This window comes from Paraburkholderia strydomiana (assembly GCF_031456815.1).
Classification (GTDB): domain Bacteria; phylum Pseudomonadota; class Gammaproteobacteria; order Burkholderiales; family Burkholderiaceae; genus Paraburkholderia; species Paraburkholderia caledonica.
This window is the reverse complement of the sequence record NZ_JAVDVL010000019.1, coordinates 1-16,222: the sequence shown is the minus strand read 5'-3', so window position 1 is coordinate 16,222 and position 16,222 is coordinate 1. Positions and strand designations below refer to the sequence as shown.

Sequence of the window (16,222 nt, the reverse complement as noted above, 5' to 3'; positions counted from 1 at the left end):
GTGACAGGATCACCAACGACGCGACAAGGCGCCGTTCACTTTGCACCGCGTCGCAACAGAACGTCGAACCGGCCTGCTACGAGATGCGATTCGCTCACTTCCGGCAGCGTTTTGGCAGCTTGCGTGATGCGCCAGACTTCCTCCAGAAGTGAGCGATCTGTACCCGACCAGCTCGTCAGCACATTTTCGATGCGCTCGGAGCCGTGAATGTCGCCGGTGAAATACCCCATCGACCACTCGGCAAAGTGCCTGTTTTCCAGCGAACCAATCGCGACAATCCGCATGTCGTAGTGACGGCTGTCATTGCCGATGCGGCGCAAGCATTCCCTCACTGCTACCGGATCACCTTCGAGGTACTGGACAAAATTACGGCCCGCGTGCACGAGAAAACCGGTTAGTGCATCGGCGCGATTGAGCACGCGAGATACCGACACAATCGATTCCACGTCCGATATGCCTACGCCCGACGCGACATTGCTGATGTACACCGCGCCGAACAAAGTTTCGTCCTGGTCCCGCGTTTCGAGACGTTTGGATTCGTCTGAGAACATAGGGACACCTCTACAAAGTCGTTTCGCGTTTCCACTTTAGTACAGGGCCGGCTGTCTAAAATCGACCAACGTTAGTCGGCTGCGCCCATGCAGGCGGAAATTGTCGGCACACGTTATGCGCTTGTCCGATTAGTGCGGGTGACGCATGACTGACCGCGCCGCGTGTTTCAACGCGTGCTTAGAAATTGCACTTGAGGTCGCGTCTCGCGCAGCTTCTAGTGAAGCGGGGCGGTCGGTTCAGTCGCTGCAGACATCTTCAAACCGATGCACGTCCCAACCACTCACGCACGTACGGCGAATGTGGCGGCCTCACGGCCGAATGTTCACGTGATTTCGGTGTGCCAACAAATAAAAAACCCAGCACGCGCTCGGCCGGCTCGAAGTCGAGCGCGGCCTGGAGATTGGGGTCGTACGCATCGGCGCCCGTCGCCCAGAAACCGCCGTAACCGAGCGCGTGAATTGCGTTGAGCATGTTCATGACCGCCGCGCCGACCGCGAGCAGTTGCTCCGATTCCGGAATGTGCGAATTGGGAACCGGCGCCGCGCCTATGACGATCACGAGCGGCGCCGTGTACGCGAGTTGCCGCCGTTGCTCGTGATCTGCGCGAGGCGTTGCCGGCTCGCGTCGCGCCGCGACATCGACGAGCACTTCGCCGAAATCAGCGCGCGCGTCGTCGTGAATCAGCGCGAAGCGCCAGGGGCGCAGCGCACCATGGTCCGGCGCCCGCATGGCGGCGTCGAAGATCAGACTTAGCTCGGTGTCACCGGGTCCCGGCTCGGCCAGCGGCCAGTGCGACTGGCGCGAAAGCAGCGTTTCGAAGAACGCTTGTTGTCGCGGCGAAACGGCGTCGTCGATCTGACGGATCTGAGAGGTATCCATGGCGGTGTAATTGAGTTTCTGTCGGATGGATGATGACGACAAACGCACGGTAATGCAAATGATTCCTATTTGCTTGTCTGACGAATGATTTTGTTTTAAGCTGTGCCCTCATTGCCCAGAGACAAAGAGGGTGAGGGATGGACCTTGACATGCATCAACGGCAACGAGTAAATTTAAATGCAAATGATTCGCATTTAATGCGTAGTGATTAAAACCAGCGGGCAATCTGCCGCGCTATTGCGAGGGCTGCCCGGCATGTTTGGCCGCAAACCGACGTACAACTTCATTCAGGAGCCGCGATGAGCTGGGGTGACGAAAACACCAACTTCGTTGTCGTTGTAAATCACGAAGAGCAGTATTCGATCTGGCCTGACTACAAGGCGATTCCCGCCGGCTGGCGTGAAGCCGGCAAGTCGGGCAAGAAGGACGAATGCCTGCAATGGATCGACCAGGTCTGGACGGATATGCGTCCGCTGAGCTTGCGCGAGGCCATGGCCCGGGGCGCTGCGGCCGAAAGCGTACCCAATGCGTGACCAACGGGCGTCCAGCCGATGACCTCGTCGAATGGTCTGCCGCGTATGTCGGACCCGCTAATCCTCGTGTGTCTCGCGCATGCAGGCGGCAGCGTGGCGTTGTACCGGGACTGGCAGCCACGGTTGCCGTGGTTCGTGCAGGCGCGCATGCTCGAATTGCCCGGCCACGGCATGCGCCGGTCCGTATCGCCGCATACCGAATGGCCCGCGCTCATCGAGCAACTCGCAGATGAACTGCTCGCGCTGGTCGGCGGCGCTCCGTTTGCGTTGTTCGGACACAGCATGGGCTCGCTCGTCGCACTCGAATTGATGCACGCGCTGCGCGAGCGCGGAGGACGCGCTCCTGTCTGGTTCGGTGCGTCGGCAACCATCTCGCCAGCGCGTCGTAAGCACGAAACACACTGGCTGAACTGTTCGCAGAGCGAAATGATTGCTTGCCTGCGGGAGCGCGGCGGCACACCTGCCGAGCTGCTCGACGACGCGGAGTTCGTCGACTTCATGCTGCCGGTGCTGCGCGCCGATTTCCACCTGTGCGGCGTGCATCCGGCGCATATTGCGGCGCGCGCCAATGCTTATCGCACGATGCTGCCCGGAACGTCAAATACATCGGCCATGCTCGACTGTCCGATCGACGTGTTCATCGGCCGCGATGATCCCGCCACGGCAAACCGCGCGGACGTCGACGCCTGGGCAAACGAGACACGCGGGCCATGCGCAGTCCACTGGTTCGACGGCGGGCACTTCTTCATCGACACGGCTCGCGAAGCCGTACTCGCAGCCGTGGCCAAAGCGCTCTTGCTGCATGGACAACCGGCGCAACTGGCGCAACCGGTGCGAGACGTCGCGGCATGACGAACCCTTAGCGCGGAGTGCTCGCGCGAATCGCTGACCTCGCGCACGCGGTAATCACTAATTGCAGTATTGGGGCAACCCGGAAAAGGAACGAATGACCATGAGCCAGGCTTCGCTGCCGATCTTCGATTTCTCGCCGTTCGTTGGGCACAGCGAGCGCTATGTGGCGCTCATCAAACAGTTTGCGGCGGCCGGGCCGTTTCGCAGCGCGACGGTCGACGAACTGCTGCTCGACGACGACTTCCATCGACGCCCGCTGCGGCCAGAGGATTTCGACTTTCTCAAGTTCATGAAACCCGTGCGCGAGCACAACGTCAGTCGTCTGCCGGCGCTTGCGTCCGGGCGCACGCTGATGTCGATCTACGAGCTCGACGTCGCGCGCCCGCCGGTAAGCAGCGAGCCCGCCGACTGGCAGCGTTTTGCCGATTTCTATCGCGAAGATACGCGCGAACTCGGGGCGCAGATTGCGCCGTTCCTGGAAGCGTATGCGTTCGAATACCTGACGAAGGACGTCGATACCCGCGAAAACACCGGCGCCGTGAGCGCACGACTGACGCGCATCGTCGACGACGAACTCGCATTCTGGAGCGCCACGTTCGAGCGGTTGATGAGCAACGACTACCTCGAACAAGGGCTGCGTTTCATCATGGTGCAGCGCTGGGCCCTTGCGGTATCGAAGCGCCGCGCGCTCGCGCGAGCCGGCGCAAGCGGCTTCTTCGACATGCTCGCGCCCGACGAGCGTCCGAGCCTTCACCGTCAGGTGCCTGACGACGCATTGTTCGAGCGCGTGGCCGAGGCAAGCTGCATTACGCGCCGGCAACATGCGTACTGGCAGTTTTATCTGCCGACGAGCATCGCGAAATGCAATCTGCTCTATGCGCTTGCCCGTCGTCCGGACCGCGCGTTCGGGCTTACCGGCGCGACGTTCGCAGCCGAGGCGGAGTGGCTGGCGTTCGGGCTCGCGCTCGAACGGGCTTGCGCGCATCTGCAACCGGCCAGCCGCGGCCCGGCCGATTCCGAAGCACTGAGGGCCGCGCTGCAGCAGCGCTGCGCGCGTGCGCTGGAGCGTGTTGCCCAAGGCTTCGGCGACGTGGCGCGCGCTCAATGCGTGCAAGGCGTTGTTGCAGGCGAGCGCCTCGCGGAACGCGGGCGTTGGGATCTTGGCGAACAGTTGCGCTGGCTGTCGTCGATTCGCGAGTATGTGAACTTCGCGCATCGCATCAGCTCGCGCATCGACGCGGAGTGTCCCGGCATCGACCGTGAGACCTTCATCGAGCCTCAGGAAATGTGCTCGACGACGCACGTGCACAACGACCACCGTCTCGTCACGATCGAGGAGGGCGACATGCTGTTCTGGGGCAACGTCGGCATGCAGCTTTCGATGCACAAAGGCGACATGGTGCTGATTCCGGATGGCAGGCTGCACGGATCGACGGTCGTATCGAACGAATGCACGTATCACCAGCCGATCATTCCGAACGAGTGGGTCGAGGCCCTCGTGGCCGAGCTCGACGAACCGGCGGCGGCTTCGACATGACAGCAGCAGATCGCGCGGTACATCCGTAACCGATCGGCAACAAGCTGGTAACAAGGTAGCAACGAGCCGGCGGCACCATGCAGGCGCTAACGGCGGAGATCGACAAAAAATGCGCCTCTTCCCCACGACAGCAATATCGACGTTCCGGCCACGCAGGCTGGGATGCCTCGCGCGTTCGACGCGCGCAACAGTGGGTCAGGAAGAGAGAGCGAACGATGCAAGCAGGCAACAGTGCTATCGCAGAGGCCGATCGGTTCGAGGTCAGCGACTGGAAGAGCCGGATCATTGCCGGCAGGGCGACAGGCGCGGCGGTGTCCGCGCCTGCGTGGCTGGACGCTTCGTATGCCACGCTGCGCGAGCAGGTGCTCGATCCGGCGTATCCGTGCTTTTTCGGCACGATGGCTGAGCGGCGCGGTGAGATGTTCTACTCGTTCGTCAACGGGCGCGATTTGCGCGACCTGCCCGCGACGATGCAAACGTTCGCGGAGCTCGCCGTGCAGCCCGAGTACAGGAGAAACAACATCGCGGTATTTTTCGAACCGGACCCGCAGCCGCTTGCGCACGATGCGTACCGGACATTGTTCTGGAGCATCCTGCAGCAGCTGCACGACGGCGATCCGGATCCGGCGGCCGACCAGCAGCCGGACCCGATGGACGAGGCGTGGGAGTTCTCATATGCGGGCGTGCAGATGTTCGTGGTGTGCGCGTGCCCGTCGTTTCGCGCGCGCCATAGCCGCAACCTGGGGCCGGGCATGGTGCTGCTGTTTCAACCGCGCTCGGTGTTTGTCGATACGATCACGAACAAGGTCATTGGCCGCGAGGCACGCAATCAGGTGCGCAAGCGTCTGGAAACATGGGACGAGATTCCCGCGCATCCCGATCTCGGCTTTTATGGCGACCCGGGCAATCTCGAATGGAAGCAGTACTTTCTCGACGATGCAAACGCGCCCATCGAGGAGCGCTGTCCGTTCCTGAAACGCCGCGCGCAGGCACGCGACGCAGCGTCAGCGCAAGTGCAGTCCATGCAGGGCCGCCGTCAGGTGGCTCCGCAAGACGCGCGCAATGAACACGAAAGAGGCTTCGCGCAAAAAGACACTGCGCGAGGCGCCGATAACTGACGCGGCCGGTGCACGAGGACGTCTGCACGACGCTCGCGGCATTCGCTAGTGCGAGCCGACCTGCCGTCTTCCTGCCCAAGCCGCAACGAAAGGAGATTCATGTCCGTACTTTTGCAACTGGTCAGCAAGTCACGCTGGATGATCGCAGCGGCGCTCATCGCAAGTGTGCTCGGCGGCCTCGGCAATGCGGCGCTGCTCGCCCTCATCAATCAGGCGCTGGTCGCGACGCCGCAGGGGCTCGCGCGCCTCGGCTGGCAGTTCCTTGCGATCGGCCTCGGCGTTCTGGCGATGCGCGCGCTCGCACAGTCGCTCTTCATGTGGCTCGGCCAGCAGGCGAAGGCGACGCTTCGCATGCGCACCATTCGTCGTATCGGCGACGCTGCGTTCGCGCAGCTGGAGAAGCAGGGCGCGGCGAAATCGCTCGCGGTGCTCACGCAGGATCTCGACACCATCGTGGTGTTTTTCGTGAGCATGCCGTCGCTCGCGATGCAAAGTGCAGTGATAGTCGGTTGTCTTGCTTATCTCGGCTACATGTCGTGGCCGATTTTACTGGTTGCGATCGTGACTATCGTGCTGGGCATGGCAGGCTTTCGCTACGCGCACAGCCGCGCAATGTTCCATCTGCGCGCGTCGCGCAAACGCGAGGACGATCTCGTCAAGCACTTCCGCGCACTCTTCGACGGTGCGAAGGAACTGAAGCTGCACCGCGCCCGCAAACACGCTTTCGTCGAAGACACGCTCGCAAGCAACGTCGAGGCGGTGCGTGTGCAGCGCACGCGCGGCTACATGCTGTATGCGGCTGCGTCCAGTTGGGGCAACTTCATTCTGTTCGCGTTCATCGGCCTTACGCTCTTCGTGTTCGCGCGCTACATCAAGGTCGATCCGCATGTCATGTCGGGCTACGCGATCGTGTTCGTCTACATGATCATGCCAATAGAAGCCGTGCTTTCTGCTATTCCGAGCCTCAGTTCGGCGCGCGTCGCGCTCGAACGAATCGAGCAGGTCAACGCGGAACTGCCGCGCGAAGTCATGCTCGAGCCGCCCGTCGCCGCATCGTTCGACACCATCGCGCTCGACGGCGCCACGCACCGCTACTTTCGGGAGAAAGAGAATGAGGTGTTCACGCTCGGGCCGATCGATCTAACGTTCCGGCGCGGCGAGCTCGTTTATCTGATCGGCGGCAACGGCAGCGGCAAGACCACGCTCGCAAAGATGCTGGTTGGCTTGTACGTGCCGGAGAGTGGCAGGGTGTTGCTGAACGGCGAGCCTGTCGACGAAGCACGGCGCGACGCGTACCGCCAGCATTTTTCGGTCGTCTTCAGCGACTTCTTCCTGTTCGACACACTGCTCGGCATGCATACCGAAGGACTCGACGCGCTCGCGCAGCAACTGCTGGTGGACCTGCAACTCGACCACAAGGTGAGCGTGAAGGACGGCAAGTTCTCGACGCTCGATCTTTCGCAGGGACAGCGCAAGCGGCTCGCGCTTGTCGTCGCGTATCTGGAGGACCGGCCGTTCTATGTGTTCGACGAATGGGCGGCGGATCAGGACCCGCTCTTCAAGGACGTGTTCTATAAGCGTCTGCTTCCCGAACTCAAGGCGAAGGGCAAGACCGTGCTGGTCATCACACATGACGACCGCTACTTCCATCTTGCAGAGCGTTTCATCAAGCTCGATTTCGGCCAGATCGTCGAGGACGGGCCGGGCGCCGCGCATGCGGCGAACCTCACGTCCGTTGATAACTGATCAGGATGCCTCCGCACATGAATGCCAATCTAACCGTTGATTCCGCGCGCGCCGTGCACGGCGAACCAATGTACGAACTCGATGACGTGTCGTTTCGCATCGGCGAGCGGGTGTTGTTGCATCCGCTTGCGCTCACGCTGCCGAGAGGTCGCGTGTGCGGCCTGATCGGTCACAACGGCTCCGGAAAATCGACTCTGCTTAAACTGCTTGCGCGTCAGCAGTCGCCCACGGCGGGCACGCTGCGTTTCGCGGGCCGCCCATTGCGCGAGTGGGAGAACCGTGAGTTCGCGCGACAGGTGGCCTATTTGCCGCAGCAGCAGCCGGCCGCGAGCGGCATGACGGTGCGTGAACTGGTTGCGCTCGGCCGTTATCCATGGCACGGCGCGCTCGGCCGCTTTACCGGCGTCGACGGCGAGAAGGTTCATGAAGCGATGGAGTTGACCGACATCACCCGGTTCGCGGATCGTGCAGTGGACAGCCTGTCGGGCGGCGAGCGGCAACGCGCATGGATCGCGATGCTGGTCGCGCAGGATAGCCAGTGCCTGCTGCTCGACGAGCCGATCTCCGCGCTCGATATCGCGCATCAGATCGAAGTGCTCGATCTCGTGCGCACGCTGAGTCAGCAGCGCGGTCTTGGCGTGGTCGTCGTGTTGCACGACATCAACATGGCCGCGCGTTTCTGCGACGACCTGATCGCATTGAAGCACGGCCGCCTGCTAGCAAGCGGCACCGCGCCAGAGCTGATCGAGGAAAAGATGCTCGGCGCGATCTACGGCGTGCCGATGGGCACGGTCGCGCATCCGCGCGGCGGCATGCCGATCAGCTTCGCGTATTGAACGGCATGCGCATGCCGGCTCTCGCATCGTCACGATGCATCGCTGCCGGCATTGCATGACCGACAGCAGATAACGGCGCTCCCAAGAGACGCCTTGCTTTCCCCGCAATGACGAATTCAGGTTGTCGACGCAAGCATGCGTCGGCGACGGTCTGCGTGCGCCGCGCTGATGCGGTGCACGGCGAAGACGACCGCGCGGCGCGCGGTAAATCTCGGGAGGCGAGGATGTCTGTTATCAATACGCCGCGCCAGGATGGCGTGAACCTGCATGCAGCGGGTGCGGCCACCGCGGAGAACGCGGCGGAAGATAGGGCGGATCGTGGCGCAGGTGACGTTGCGGCGATTACGGCTGCCGATTCCGCGTCCGGTAGCGCAACGAGCGCAATGGCCAACGCAATGGCCGAAACTGTAACGGCCAACACAGCGCCCCACACCACGAACTGGGCCGAAGCGCCAGCAAACGACCTCGTCTCGGTGATGAAATTGCACGTCAGCCAGCGCCCCGATCAATTGGCGGTGCGATTTCTCGCTGACGGCGACGCCGACGCACGCGAACTCACGTACGCGGCACTCGACGAGCGCGCGCGGCGTCTCGCGGCCGTGCTCCGCCGCCATGGCGCGCCGAACGATCGCGTGCTGCTGATGCTGCAAAGCGGGCTCGATTACATCGTGTCGTTCTTCGCCTGCCAGTACGCAGGGATGATCGCGGTTCCCGCGTATCCGCCCGATGCGCCGCAAAGCGCACACCTCGCGCGGCTGCGGCGCATCGCCGGCGATTGCGTGGCGCACATCGCGGTGCTAGATCGGGCATCGCATGAGTCGTTTGCCAGCATCAGCGATGAGCTTTCTTTGCATGGCGCGACATTGTTGTCGCCCGACGCCGCCGATACGGACGTTCTCGGCAGTGGCAACGGCAACGGCTTTTGCATCGACAGCGCGGCGCCCGATGCAGTGTCGTTTTTGCAATACACGTCCGGCTCTACGTCGTCGCCGAAAGGGGTGATCGTTAGTCATGCGAATATATGCGCGAACGTCAGCGCAATGTCGCGAGGCATGGGTTGCCGTGCCGGCGACCGGATGTTCTCATGGCTGCCGCTCTATCACGACATGGGCTTGATCGGCAGCGTGCTGATGCCGGTCTTGTGCGGCTTCCAGGTCACGCTGATTTCGCCGTTGCATTTTCTGGAACGCCCGGCGCGCTGGCTCGCGGGCATCGCACGTGAGCGCGCGACGGTGACGGGCGGCCCGGACTTCGCGTATCGGCTGTGTACCGACCGCGTGCGCGATGCACAACTCGCCGGGCTCGACCTGTCGTCGCTGCGCGTCGCGTTCTGCGGTTCGGAGCCTATTCGCCAGACGACCCTCGACGGCTTCGCCGCGCGTTTCAGCACGCACGGCCTCGATCCACGGGCGATGTATGCGTGCTACGGCCTCGCCGAGGCAACGCTGTTTTTCACGGGCGCCGAGGTCGGCTCGGGCGCACCCGAGACGCGCTTCTCTGCATCGGCGCTTGCTCGGCGCGTGCCGGTCGCGTTGCCGGCCGGCCGCGGAAACGACAGCGAAAAGCATGACGAAAAAGATAACGCGGCCGACGACGACACCAAGGCCGTGGTCGGCTGCGGCGTGACCGCGTCGGGCCATGCGCTCGCAATCGTCGATCCGGATACCTGCGCGCGTTTGCCGGATCGGCACGTCGGCGAAGTGTGGTGCAGCGGCCCGAGCATCACTCGCGGTTACTGGCGCAATCCCGAAGCGAGCGCTGCGGTGTTCCTCGACGACGCACCGGGTTTTCCGGGACGTTGGCTACGCACCGGCGACCTCGGCTTCGTCGAGCGCGGCCAATTTTTCTTCTGCGGACGCCGCAAGGACCTGATCGTGCTGCGTGGCGAAAACATCTATCCGCAGGATCTCGAAACCGTGCTGGCCGATCGCGTCGAATGGCTGAGGCGCGGGCGCGTCACCGCGTTCCCCGTCGAAGCGGCCGACGGCGCCGAGGCCATCGGCGTCGCCGCCGAAGTGCCGCGCGGCAGGGCGCGACAGGTGGCGCCCGAGACCATCTTCGCCGCGATCGCGGCCGCGCTCGGCGACGCGTTCCAACATGAAGCAGCGTTGATTCTGTTACTGGAACCGGGCGATTTGCCGCGGACGTCGAGCGGAAAACTGCAGCGCAGCGCGTGTGTTGCCGCGTGGCAAAGCGGCGCGCTCGTGCCGTTCGCAGTGCGCGACGCCAGGTCCGGCCAGTCGCCACGCATCGAAACGGACACAGCACCGACGGATGCAATTCCGGTGGCCGGTTGCGGCGACATGCTGACACCCACCGCGCACGCTATCGCACAAGTATGGAGCGAGGTTCTCGACGTGCCGACGCCGTGTGCATCGGATGACTTTTTTGCGCTCGGCGGCCGTTCGCTGCTGGCAGCAAAGGTCGCGTCGCGGCTGCGCGCACGGTTGGGTCGCGACGTGCCAGTCGGTCTATTGTTCAGCCACCCGACGCTCATGAACCTTGCCGCGGCGCTCGATGCTCGCTGGGCAACGCCGTCGAATGCGCTCGCTCCGGTTGCGCCGCTCGCGCGCCGCGCCGAAAGCGAGCGCGGCGAGGCGCCGCTATCTCTGCCGCAGGAGCGTTTATGGATGCTGTGGCAACTCGATCCGGACAGCCCCGCGTACAACATTTCTGCTGCACTTTCGCTGACCGGTCCGCTCGATGCGCATGCCGCCAGAACCGCGCTCGACGCTGTGGTACGCCGTCACGAGATGCTGCGCACGCGCTTTGCGGATGTCGACGGCGTGGCGCGTCAACTGGTCAGGCCCGTGACTGACACGACCGATGCGTGGCGCTGGGAATGCGTGAACGCAATGGAACTCACCACCGGCGACTTCCACGCGCAGTTGCGCCGACGCGCTCGCGAGCCCTTCGACCTGACGCTCGGCCCGCTCTTTCGCGCGGCGCTGTTTGTCCGCGGTCCTGAGGAGTATGTGCTGCATATCGTGATGCACCACATCGTCTGCGATGGCTGGTCGATCAATGTGCTGCTGCGCGATTTTGCGGCTGCGTATCGCGCCGCGCGGCTCGGCGACATGTTGGCTTTGCCGGCGCCGGCGGTCCAATACGCGGATTACGCCGCATGGCAACGCGCGCGATTTTCCGACGACGGCGACGGCGGCGTGGAACTCGCTGCGCAACTCGATTACTGGCGCAACCGTCTGGCGGGCTACGACGCGCTGCTCGATCTGCCGACCTTGCATGAGCGCGGCCGTCCCTATGAGCCTCGTGCCGAGCGTGTCGGCGCCGATATACCGGCCGTGCTCGCGAGCCGTTTGGACGTGCTCGCGCGCGAGCACAACGCCACGTTGTTCATGGTGCTGCTTGCTGCGTTCGCCGCGCTGCTGTCGCGCTACAGCGGCGCGCACGACGTGGCGATTGCGGTGCCCGTCGCCGGCCGCGACCGGATCGAAACGGAGGAGCTGATCGGCTTCTTCATCAACACGCTCGCGATGCGCGCTTCCGTGAAAGGCGCGAAGTCGTTCGCGACGTTGCTGCGTGAGGTGCGCGACGACAGCATCGACGCGCAGACGAACGCCGACGTGCCCTTCGAGCGCGTCGTGGCCGCGCTGCAGGTCGGCCGGCGCGTGGGCGTCAGCCCGCTTGCGCAGATCAAGTTCGTGTTGCACGACGAGTTCGAACGCGCGCTCGATCTTGGCGGCGTGCGCTGCGCGCTGGTCGACGCCGACGCGAGCGACGCGCGGTTCGAAATCGCGCTCGACGTGTTTCGCGAGGGCGTGCGCGGCCTGCGCTGCGTTTTTGCGTACGCCGCCGAGCTTTATGACGACACCTTTATCGCGCAGTTTGCGCGGCACTACGTCGGTCTGCTCGAACAGGTCGCCGACACGCCGGAGCGCGCGATCGGCGAATTCAATCTCGACGACGATGAAGTGGTCGACGGCATTGCGCCAGTCGCTGGGGCGTACTCGCTTTGAGTATGCGGCCGCCGTCCTGACATCGCATCGACGCATCGAGCCCGCGCCTGCCGGCGCGGGTGCAAGACACCTGGATCACACCACGGACACCATGCAAGCTATCTCTTTCGACACCGACTTTTTGCCCGCTCGCGTCGCGCGGTTTGCCATCGAACGGCCGGATGCCGTTGCGCTTGTCGACAGCACGGGACCGCTGGTCTGGCGTGATCTGTGGCAATGGTCCGGCAGGCTCGCCGCTGCGCTCGTCGCCGAAGGTGTGCGGCCCGGCGATAGCGTGGTGCTCGCATTACCGCGCTGCACGGCGTTCGTTGCAGCGATTCTCGCGGTGTGGCGGGTGCGCGCATGCTATGTGCCGCTCGACCCGGCGCTTCCGGAAGCGCGGCTGCGCTGGCAGGCCGGGGACTGCGGCGCGCGCGTGGTGATGACGGGCGCTGCGCTGACAAGTGGGGCGTTGGATGCGGTGGTGGAGGGTGTCGCAGCTGATGCAGCTCATGCAACCAACGCCGCAATCAGAACCGACGGCCCGCGCTGGCTGCCCGAGGGCGTGACGACACTCGACCCGCAAGCGTTCCGCGTCCCCGACGACGCTGCGGCCAAAGCGCTCGACGCAACTAACGCCGCAAGCAGCGAAATCTTTCACCACGCGATGTCTGGTCCATCGAGCGACGACAGCGTCCTCATCTGGCCCGCGTACGTGATCTACACGTCGGGCTCGACCGGCCGGCCGAAGGGCGTCGTGCTCAGCCATGCGGCGCTTGCCGCCTATTTGCAGGGCGTCTCCGAACGCTTGCCCGAAGGTATTGCAAGCGCCGCGTATCTGTCGACCACCGCCGCCGATCTTGGCCACACATCGTTGTTCGGCGCGCTGTGGCACGGCTGGACTCTGCATCTGATCGACGCCGACGTCGCCGCCGATCCGGACGCCTTTGCCGCCTACATGCACACGCATTCGGTCGACCTGCTCAAGATCGTGCCGAGCCATCTCGACGCGCTGTTGCAAGCGCAATCGGCGGAATGGGTGCTGCCGCGCCGCTGTCTCGTGCTGGGCGGCGAGCCGGCGCCGACGCGTCTGGCCGCGCGCATCGCGACGTTGCGGCCCGAATGCCAGTTGATCAACCACTATGGGCCGACCGAGACCGCGGTCGGCGTACTCACGCGCGCGGGCGCGCAAAGTCGCGCGGGGACGCTTCCGCTCGGCAAGCCGCTCGCGCACGTGAAGGCTCGCATCGTGGATGCCGACGGTAATGCGGTGCCCAAAGGTGCAGCTGGTGAGCTGTGCATCGGCGGCGCGAGCGTGGCGCAGGGCTATCTGAACAGACCTTCGCTGACGGCGGAGCGCTTCGTGCCCGATCCCGACGGTAACGGCGCGCGGCTCTACCGGACGGGCGATAGAAGCCGCCGTCTGCCGGACGGCGAATACGCGTTTCTCGGCCGCCTCGACGACCAGGTGAAGATCCGCGGCTTTCGCGTCGAGCCGGAAGAGGTCGCCGCGCGCCTGCGCAACGAGCATGGCGTGCGCGACGCAGTGGTGATCGCCTACGCGGATAGCGACGGCGCCGCGCCTCGCCTGGTCGCGTACCTGAGTGCCGCAGAATCGCTCGACGTCGAGGCGATCCGCAGCCGTCTCGCCGCGGAACTACCGGACTACATGGTGCCGTCGTCGCTTCAGGTGCTGGCCGCGTTGCCGCTGACCCCGAACGGCAAGATCGACCGTGCCGCGTTGCCGGCGCCGCTGCAGGAAAACACGGCGGGCGCCGCGCGTGTCGAGCCGCGCAACGACGCGGAACGCACGCTGATCGGAATCTGGAAGCTGGTGCTCAAGCGCGATGACATTGGCGTAACGGACAACTACTTCGAAATCGGCGGGGATTCGATTCTCAGCCTGCAGATCATTGCCAGGGCGCGCGGCGCGGGACTCAAGCTCACGCCGAAACAGATGTTCGACCACCCGACGATCGAGGCGGCGGCGCGCGTCGCCGTCCCCATGAAGGTGGCGTCCGACCATCGGAGCGCTGGAGAGAAAGGCGGCGGGGCGAAGCAGCGGACAAGCGCAGGCTCGACTGAGCAGGCAAGCACGACGACACAGACCAAGACAGGCGAGTGGACCCGCGCCGACGACAGCACGAGTCACGCAACGGCACATGCCGCCGCGACACCGCCGCGCACCACGCAGCCCGCCGCCGACGATCGCTGGTTCGCCGAAGCCGGTGTTTCGCGCGACGCCGTCGACGCAGTCTATCCAGCCACGCCGATGCAGCAGGGTCTGCTATTTCACGGCATGCTCGATGGCGAGCCAGGCATGTACGTATCGCAATTGCGCCTCACAATCGACAGCTTGAAGATCGACACCATGCGTGCGGCGTGGGACGCTGTGATCGCCCGTCACCCGGTTTTGCGCACGCGCTTCGTGTGGCCGGCCGGTGGCGAGCCGTTGCAGATCGTCGAGCGGCGCGTGCGCATGCCGTTCGAATTGCATCCACGTGATGCGCTAGTTGTGCCGGTTCCGATGGCCGCGCTCACTGCGGCGGCATCGACGGACGAACAGTACGACGCCGCATACGAAGCCGCGCGCGAGGCGATTGCCACGCGCGGTTTCGAGCCGAACGTCGCGCCGCTGATGCGCGTCGATGTCTTCGAGCGCCCCGACGGCGCGCACGATCTGCTGTGGACTCACCATCACGCGTTGACCGATGGCTGGAGCACCGCGCAGGTCGTCAGCGAAGTCGCGCGCGCGTATGCGGCGCTCGACGCGGGCAGCGTCCCCGACACGTCGCCGGCGGCGCCGTACGCGGATTACGTCCGCTGGCTGCGCGGCCAACCCGATACAGCGCCGTTCTGGCGCGCACGGCTCGCGACGCGCGATGAACCGGCGCGCGTAGCCGATGCGCTCGGCGGTGCTTTGCGTGCGTCATCTGAAAAGGGCACCGATGGTGTAGCCACACAAGCGCTGATCCGCGAGCTCGACGGCCCGTCTCACGAGCGATTGACGCGCGCTGCGCGGCGCGCACAGGTCACGCTGAATACGCTTGTCCAGGCAGCGTGGGCGCTCGCGCTCGCACGTTTCTCCGGGCGCACGCAAGTGACGTTCGGCATGACGGTGTCTGGCCGCCCGGTCGATCTGCCGAATGCGCAATCGATTGTCGGTCTGTTCATCAACAGCTTGCCGTTGTGGGTCGATGTGAAATCCGACGCGACGGTGCGCTCCTGGCTCGCCGCGCTGCAGCGGCAAAACGCGGAGTTGCGCGACGTCGAGCACACGCCGCTCGCGAGCTTGCAGCAATGGGCGAACTCGAACGTCGATGCGCTGTTCGATAGCCTGATCGTCTTCGAAAATTATCCGCTCGACGACGCGCTCGATGCGCTTGGCGATGTGCCGCGCATACGCGCTGTCGACGCACACAACCGCAGTCATTTTCCGCTGATGCTGGTCGTCGCGCCGCGTCATGTGGGCGGCGGCGACGCGCTGAGACTCGAGTGGCACAGGCATGCCGCGAGCGTGTCCGAGGATGGGGTTGCCCGCATCGCGGAGTATTTCGAGCGGATGCTGGACTGCCTCGCGAACACGCTCGTTGAAGGCGACGACCCGCACGTGCGGCTGCGCGATCTGCCAACCGACGACGCGCCATTTGCAAAGCCGCCACGTCTGCCATCCACGTTCGCCTACGAGCCGGTGACGGCGCGGATCGCCGCGCAGGCGCGTGCGCGGCCCGAAGCGATCGCGCTAATCGATGGCGATGAGCAGGTGACGTATGCGCAACTCGATGCCTGGTCGCGCGCGATCGCGCACGAGTTGCGGCGTCTCGGCGCGACGGCGGAAACGCGCGTGGGCGTCGCAATGCAGCGCTCTGCTGCGCTGGTTGCGTCGCTGCTCGGCGTGCTGCGCGCGGGCGCGGCGTATGTGCCGCTCGATCCGTCGTACCCGGCCGGACGCCTCGCGCATATCCTTGACGACTCCCAGCTTGGGCTGATCGTGACCGATGCGTCGAGTCTCGCGCAGCATGCGTCGCTGTTCGGCTCGCGGTCCACCGTCGATGCGGCGGCGCTGCGCGATGCTGCGCCTGCCGATGCCACGGACGATGCCGGTGCATACCCGCATCCGCAACAGCTGGCCTACGTGATCTATACGTCGGGCTCGACGGGCGTACCGAAGGGCGTTGGCGTCACGCATGAGAACGTCGCGCGTCTGTTCGAT

At 64.5% G+C, this 16,222-nt stretch carries 10 protein-coding genes; 8 read left to right on the top strand and 2 right to left on the bottom strand.

Annotation, left to right across the window (positions count from 1 at the left end; translation table 11 throughout):
• Nucleotides 1-35: 35 nt before the first annotated feature.
• Together J2W46_RS31460 and J2W46_RS31455 are read right to left on the bottom strand one after the other, a co-directional pair.
• Entirely contained in the window at nucleotides 36-551 is a 516-nt protein-coding gene (locus J2W46_RS31460; protein ID WP_088175078.1) for a BLUF domain-containing protein, read from the bottom strand.
• 256 nt (nucleotides 552-807) lie between these two features.
• Nucleotides 808-1,431 carry a nitroreductase family protein gene (locus J2W46_RS31455; RefSeq protein WP_310359376.1) on the bottom strand — a complete coding sequence of 208 codons (624 nt, stop codon included), beginning with the start codon at nucleotides 1,429-1,431 and terminating at the stop codon, nucleotides 808-810.
• Nucleotides 1,432-1,730: 299 nt separating this feature from the next.
• Here J2W46_RS31455 and J2W46_RS31450 point away from each other — a divergent pair, with 299 nt between their 5' ends.
• The 8 genes from J2W46_RS31450 to J2W46_RS31415 form a co-directional block, all read left to right on the top strand.
• Nucleotides 1,731-1,964, top strand: a complete 234-nt coding sequence (locus tag J2W46_RS31450; protein WP_310359373.1) for an MbtH family protein — start codon at nucleotides 1,731-1,733, stop codon at nucleotides 1,962-1,964.
• Nucleotides 1,965-1,982: 18 nt separating this feature from the next.
• The gene (locus J2W46_RS31445) at nucleotides 1,983-2,816 is read left to right on the top strand and encodes a thioesterase II family protein (RefSeq protein WP_310359370.1); all 834 of its coding nucleotides are present in this window, start codon (nucleotides 1,983-1,985) and stop codon (nucleotides 2,814-2,816) included.
• A 100-nt stretch (nucleotides 2,817-2,916) separates the two neighbouring features.
• The gene (locus J2W46_RS31440; RefSeq protein WP_310359365.1) at nucleotides 2,917-4,353 is read left to right on the top strand and encodes a cupin domain-containing protein; all 1,437 of its coding nucleotides are present in this window, start codon (nucleotides 2,917-2,919) and stop codon (nucleotides 4,351-4,353) included.
• A gap of 215 nt (nucleotides 4,354-4,568) precedes the next feature.
• Nucleotides 4,569-5,471, top strand: a complete 903-nt coding sequence (locus tag J2W46_RS31435; RefSeq protein WP_310359362.1) for a YqcI/YcgG family protein — start codon at nucleotides 4,569-4,571, stop codon at nucleotides 5,469-5,471.
• Between the two features lie 99 nt (nucleotides 5,472-5,570).
• The gene (locus J2W46_RS31430) at nucleotides 5,571-7,217 is read left to right on the top strand and encodes a cyclic peptide export ABC transporter (protein ID WP_310359359.1); all 1,647 of its coding nucleotides are present in this window, start codon (nucleotides 5,571-5,573) and stop codon (nucleotides 7,215-7,217) included.
• Nucleotides 7,218-7,234: 17 nt separating this feature from the next.
• Nucleotides 7,235-8,053: an ATP-binding cassette domain-containing protein gene (locus J2W46_RS31425; RefSeq protein WP_131320821.1), complete on the top strand. Its 819-nt coding sequence runs from the start codon at nucleotides 7,235-7,237 to the stop codon at nucleotides 8,051-8,053.
• A gap of 224 nt (nucleotides 8,054-8,277) precedes the next feature.
• Nucleotides 8,278-12,030: a condensation domain-containing protein gene (locus J2W46_RS31420; protein ID WP_310359356.1), complete on the top strand. Its 3,753-nt coding sequence runs from the start codon at nucleotides 8,278-8,280 to the stop codon at nucleotides 12,028-12,030.
• A gap of 91 nt (nucleotides 12,031-12,121) precedes the next feature.
• On the top strand, nucleotides 12,122-16,222 hold a 4,101-nt coding region (locus tag J2W46_RS31415), incomplete at its 3' end, for an amino acid adenylation domain-containing protein (RefSeq protein ID WP_310359354.1).

Excerpts from the sequence above, each read along its gene's own strand:
- J2W46_RS31460 (WP_088175078.1), bottom strand. The coding sequence starts at position 551 with ATGTTCTCAGACGAATCCAAACGTCTCGAAACGCGGGACCAGGACGAA.
- J2W46_RS31455 (WP_310359376.1), bottom strand. The coding sequence starts at position 1,431 with ATGGATACCTCTCAGATCCGTCAGATCGACGACGCCGTTTCGCCGCGA.
- J2W46_RS31450 (WP_310359373.1), top strand. The coding sequence starts at position 1,731 with ATGAGCTGGGGTGACGAAAACACCAACTTCGTTGTCGTTGTAAATCAC.
- J2W46_RS31445 (WP_310359370.1), top strand. The coding sequence starts at position 1,983 with ATGACCTCGTCGAATGGTCTGCCGCGTATGTCGGACCCGCTAATCCTC.
- J2W46_RS31440 (WP_310359365.1), top strand. The coding sequence starts at position 2,917 with ATGAGCCAGGCTTCGCTGCCGATCTTCGATTTCTCGCCGTTCGTTGGG.
- J2W46_RS31435 (WP_310359362.1), top strand. The coding sequence starts at position 4,569 with ATGCAAGCAGGCAACAGTGCTATCGCAGAGGCCGATCGGTTCGAGGTC.
- J2W46_RS31430 (WP_310359359.1), top strand. The coding sequence starts at position 5,571 with ATGTCCGTACTTTTGCAACTGGTCAGCAAGTCACGCTGGATGATCGCA.
- J2W46_RS31425 (WP_131320821.1), top strand. The coding sequence starts at position 7,235 with ATGAATGCCAATCTAACCGTTGATTCCGCGCGCGCCGTGCACGGCGAA.
- J2W46_RS31420 (WP_310359356.1), top strand. The coding sequence starts at position 8,278 with ATGTCTGTTATCAATACGCCGCGCCAGGATGGCGTGAACCTGCATGCA.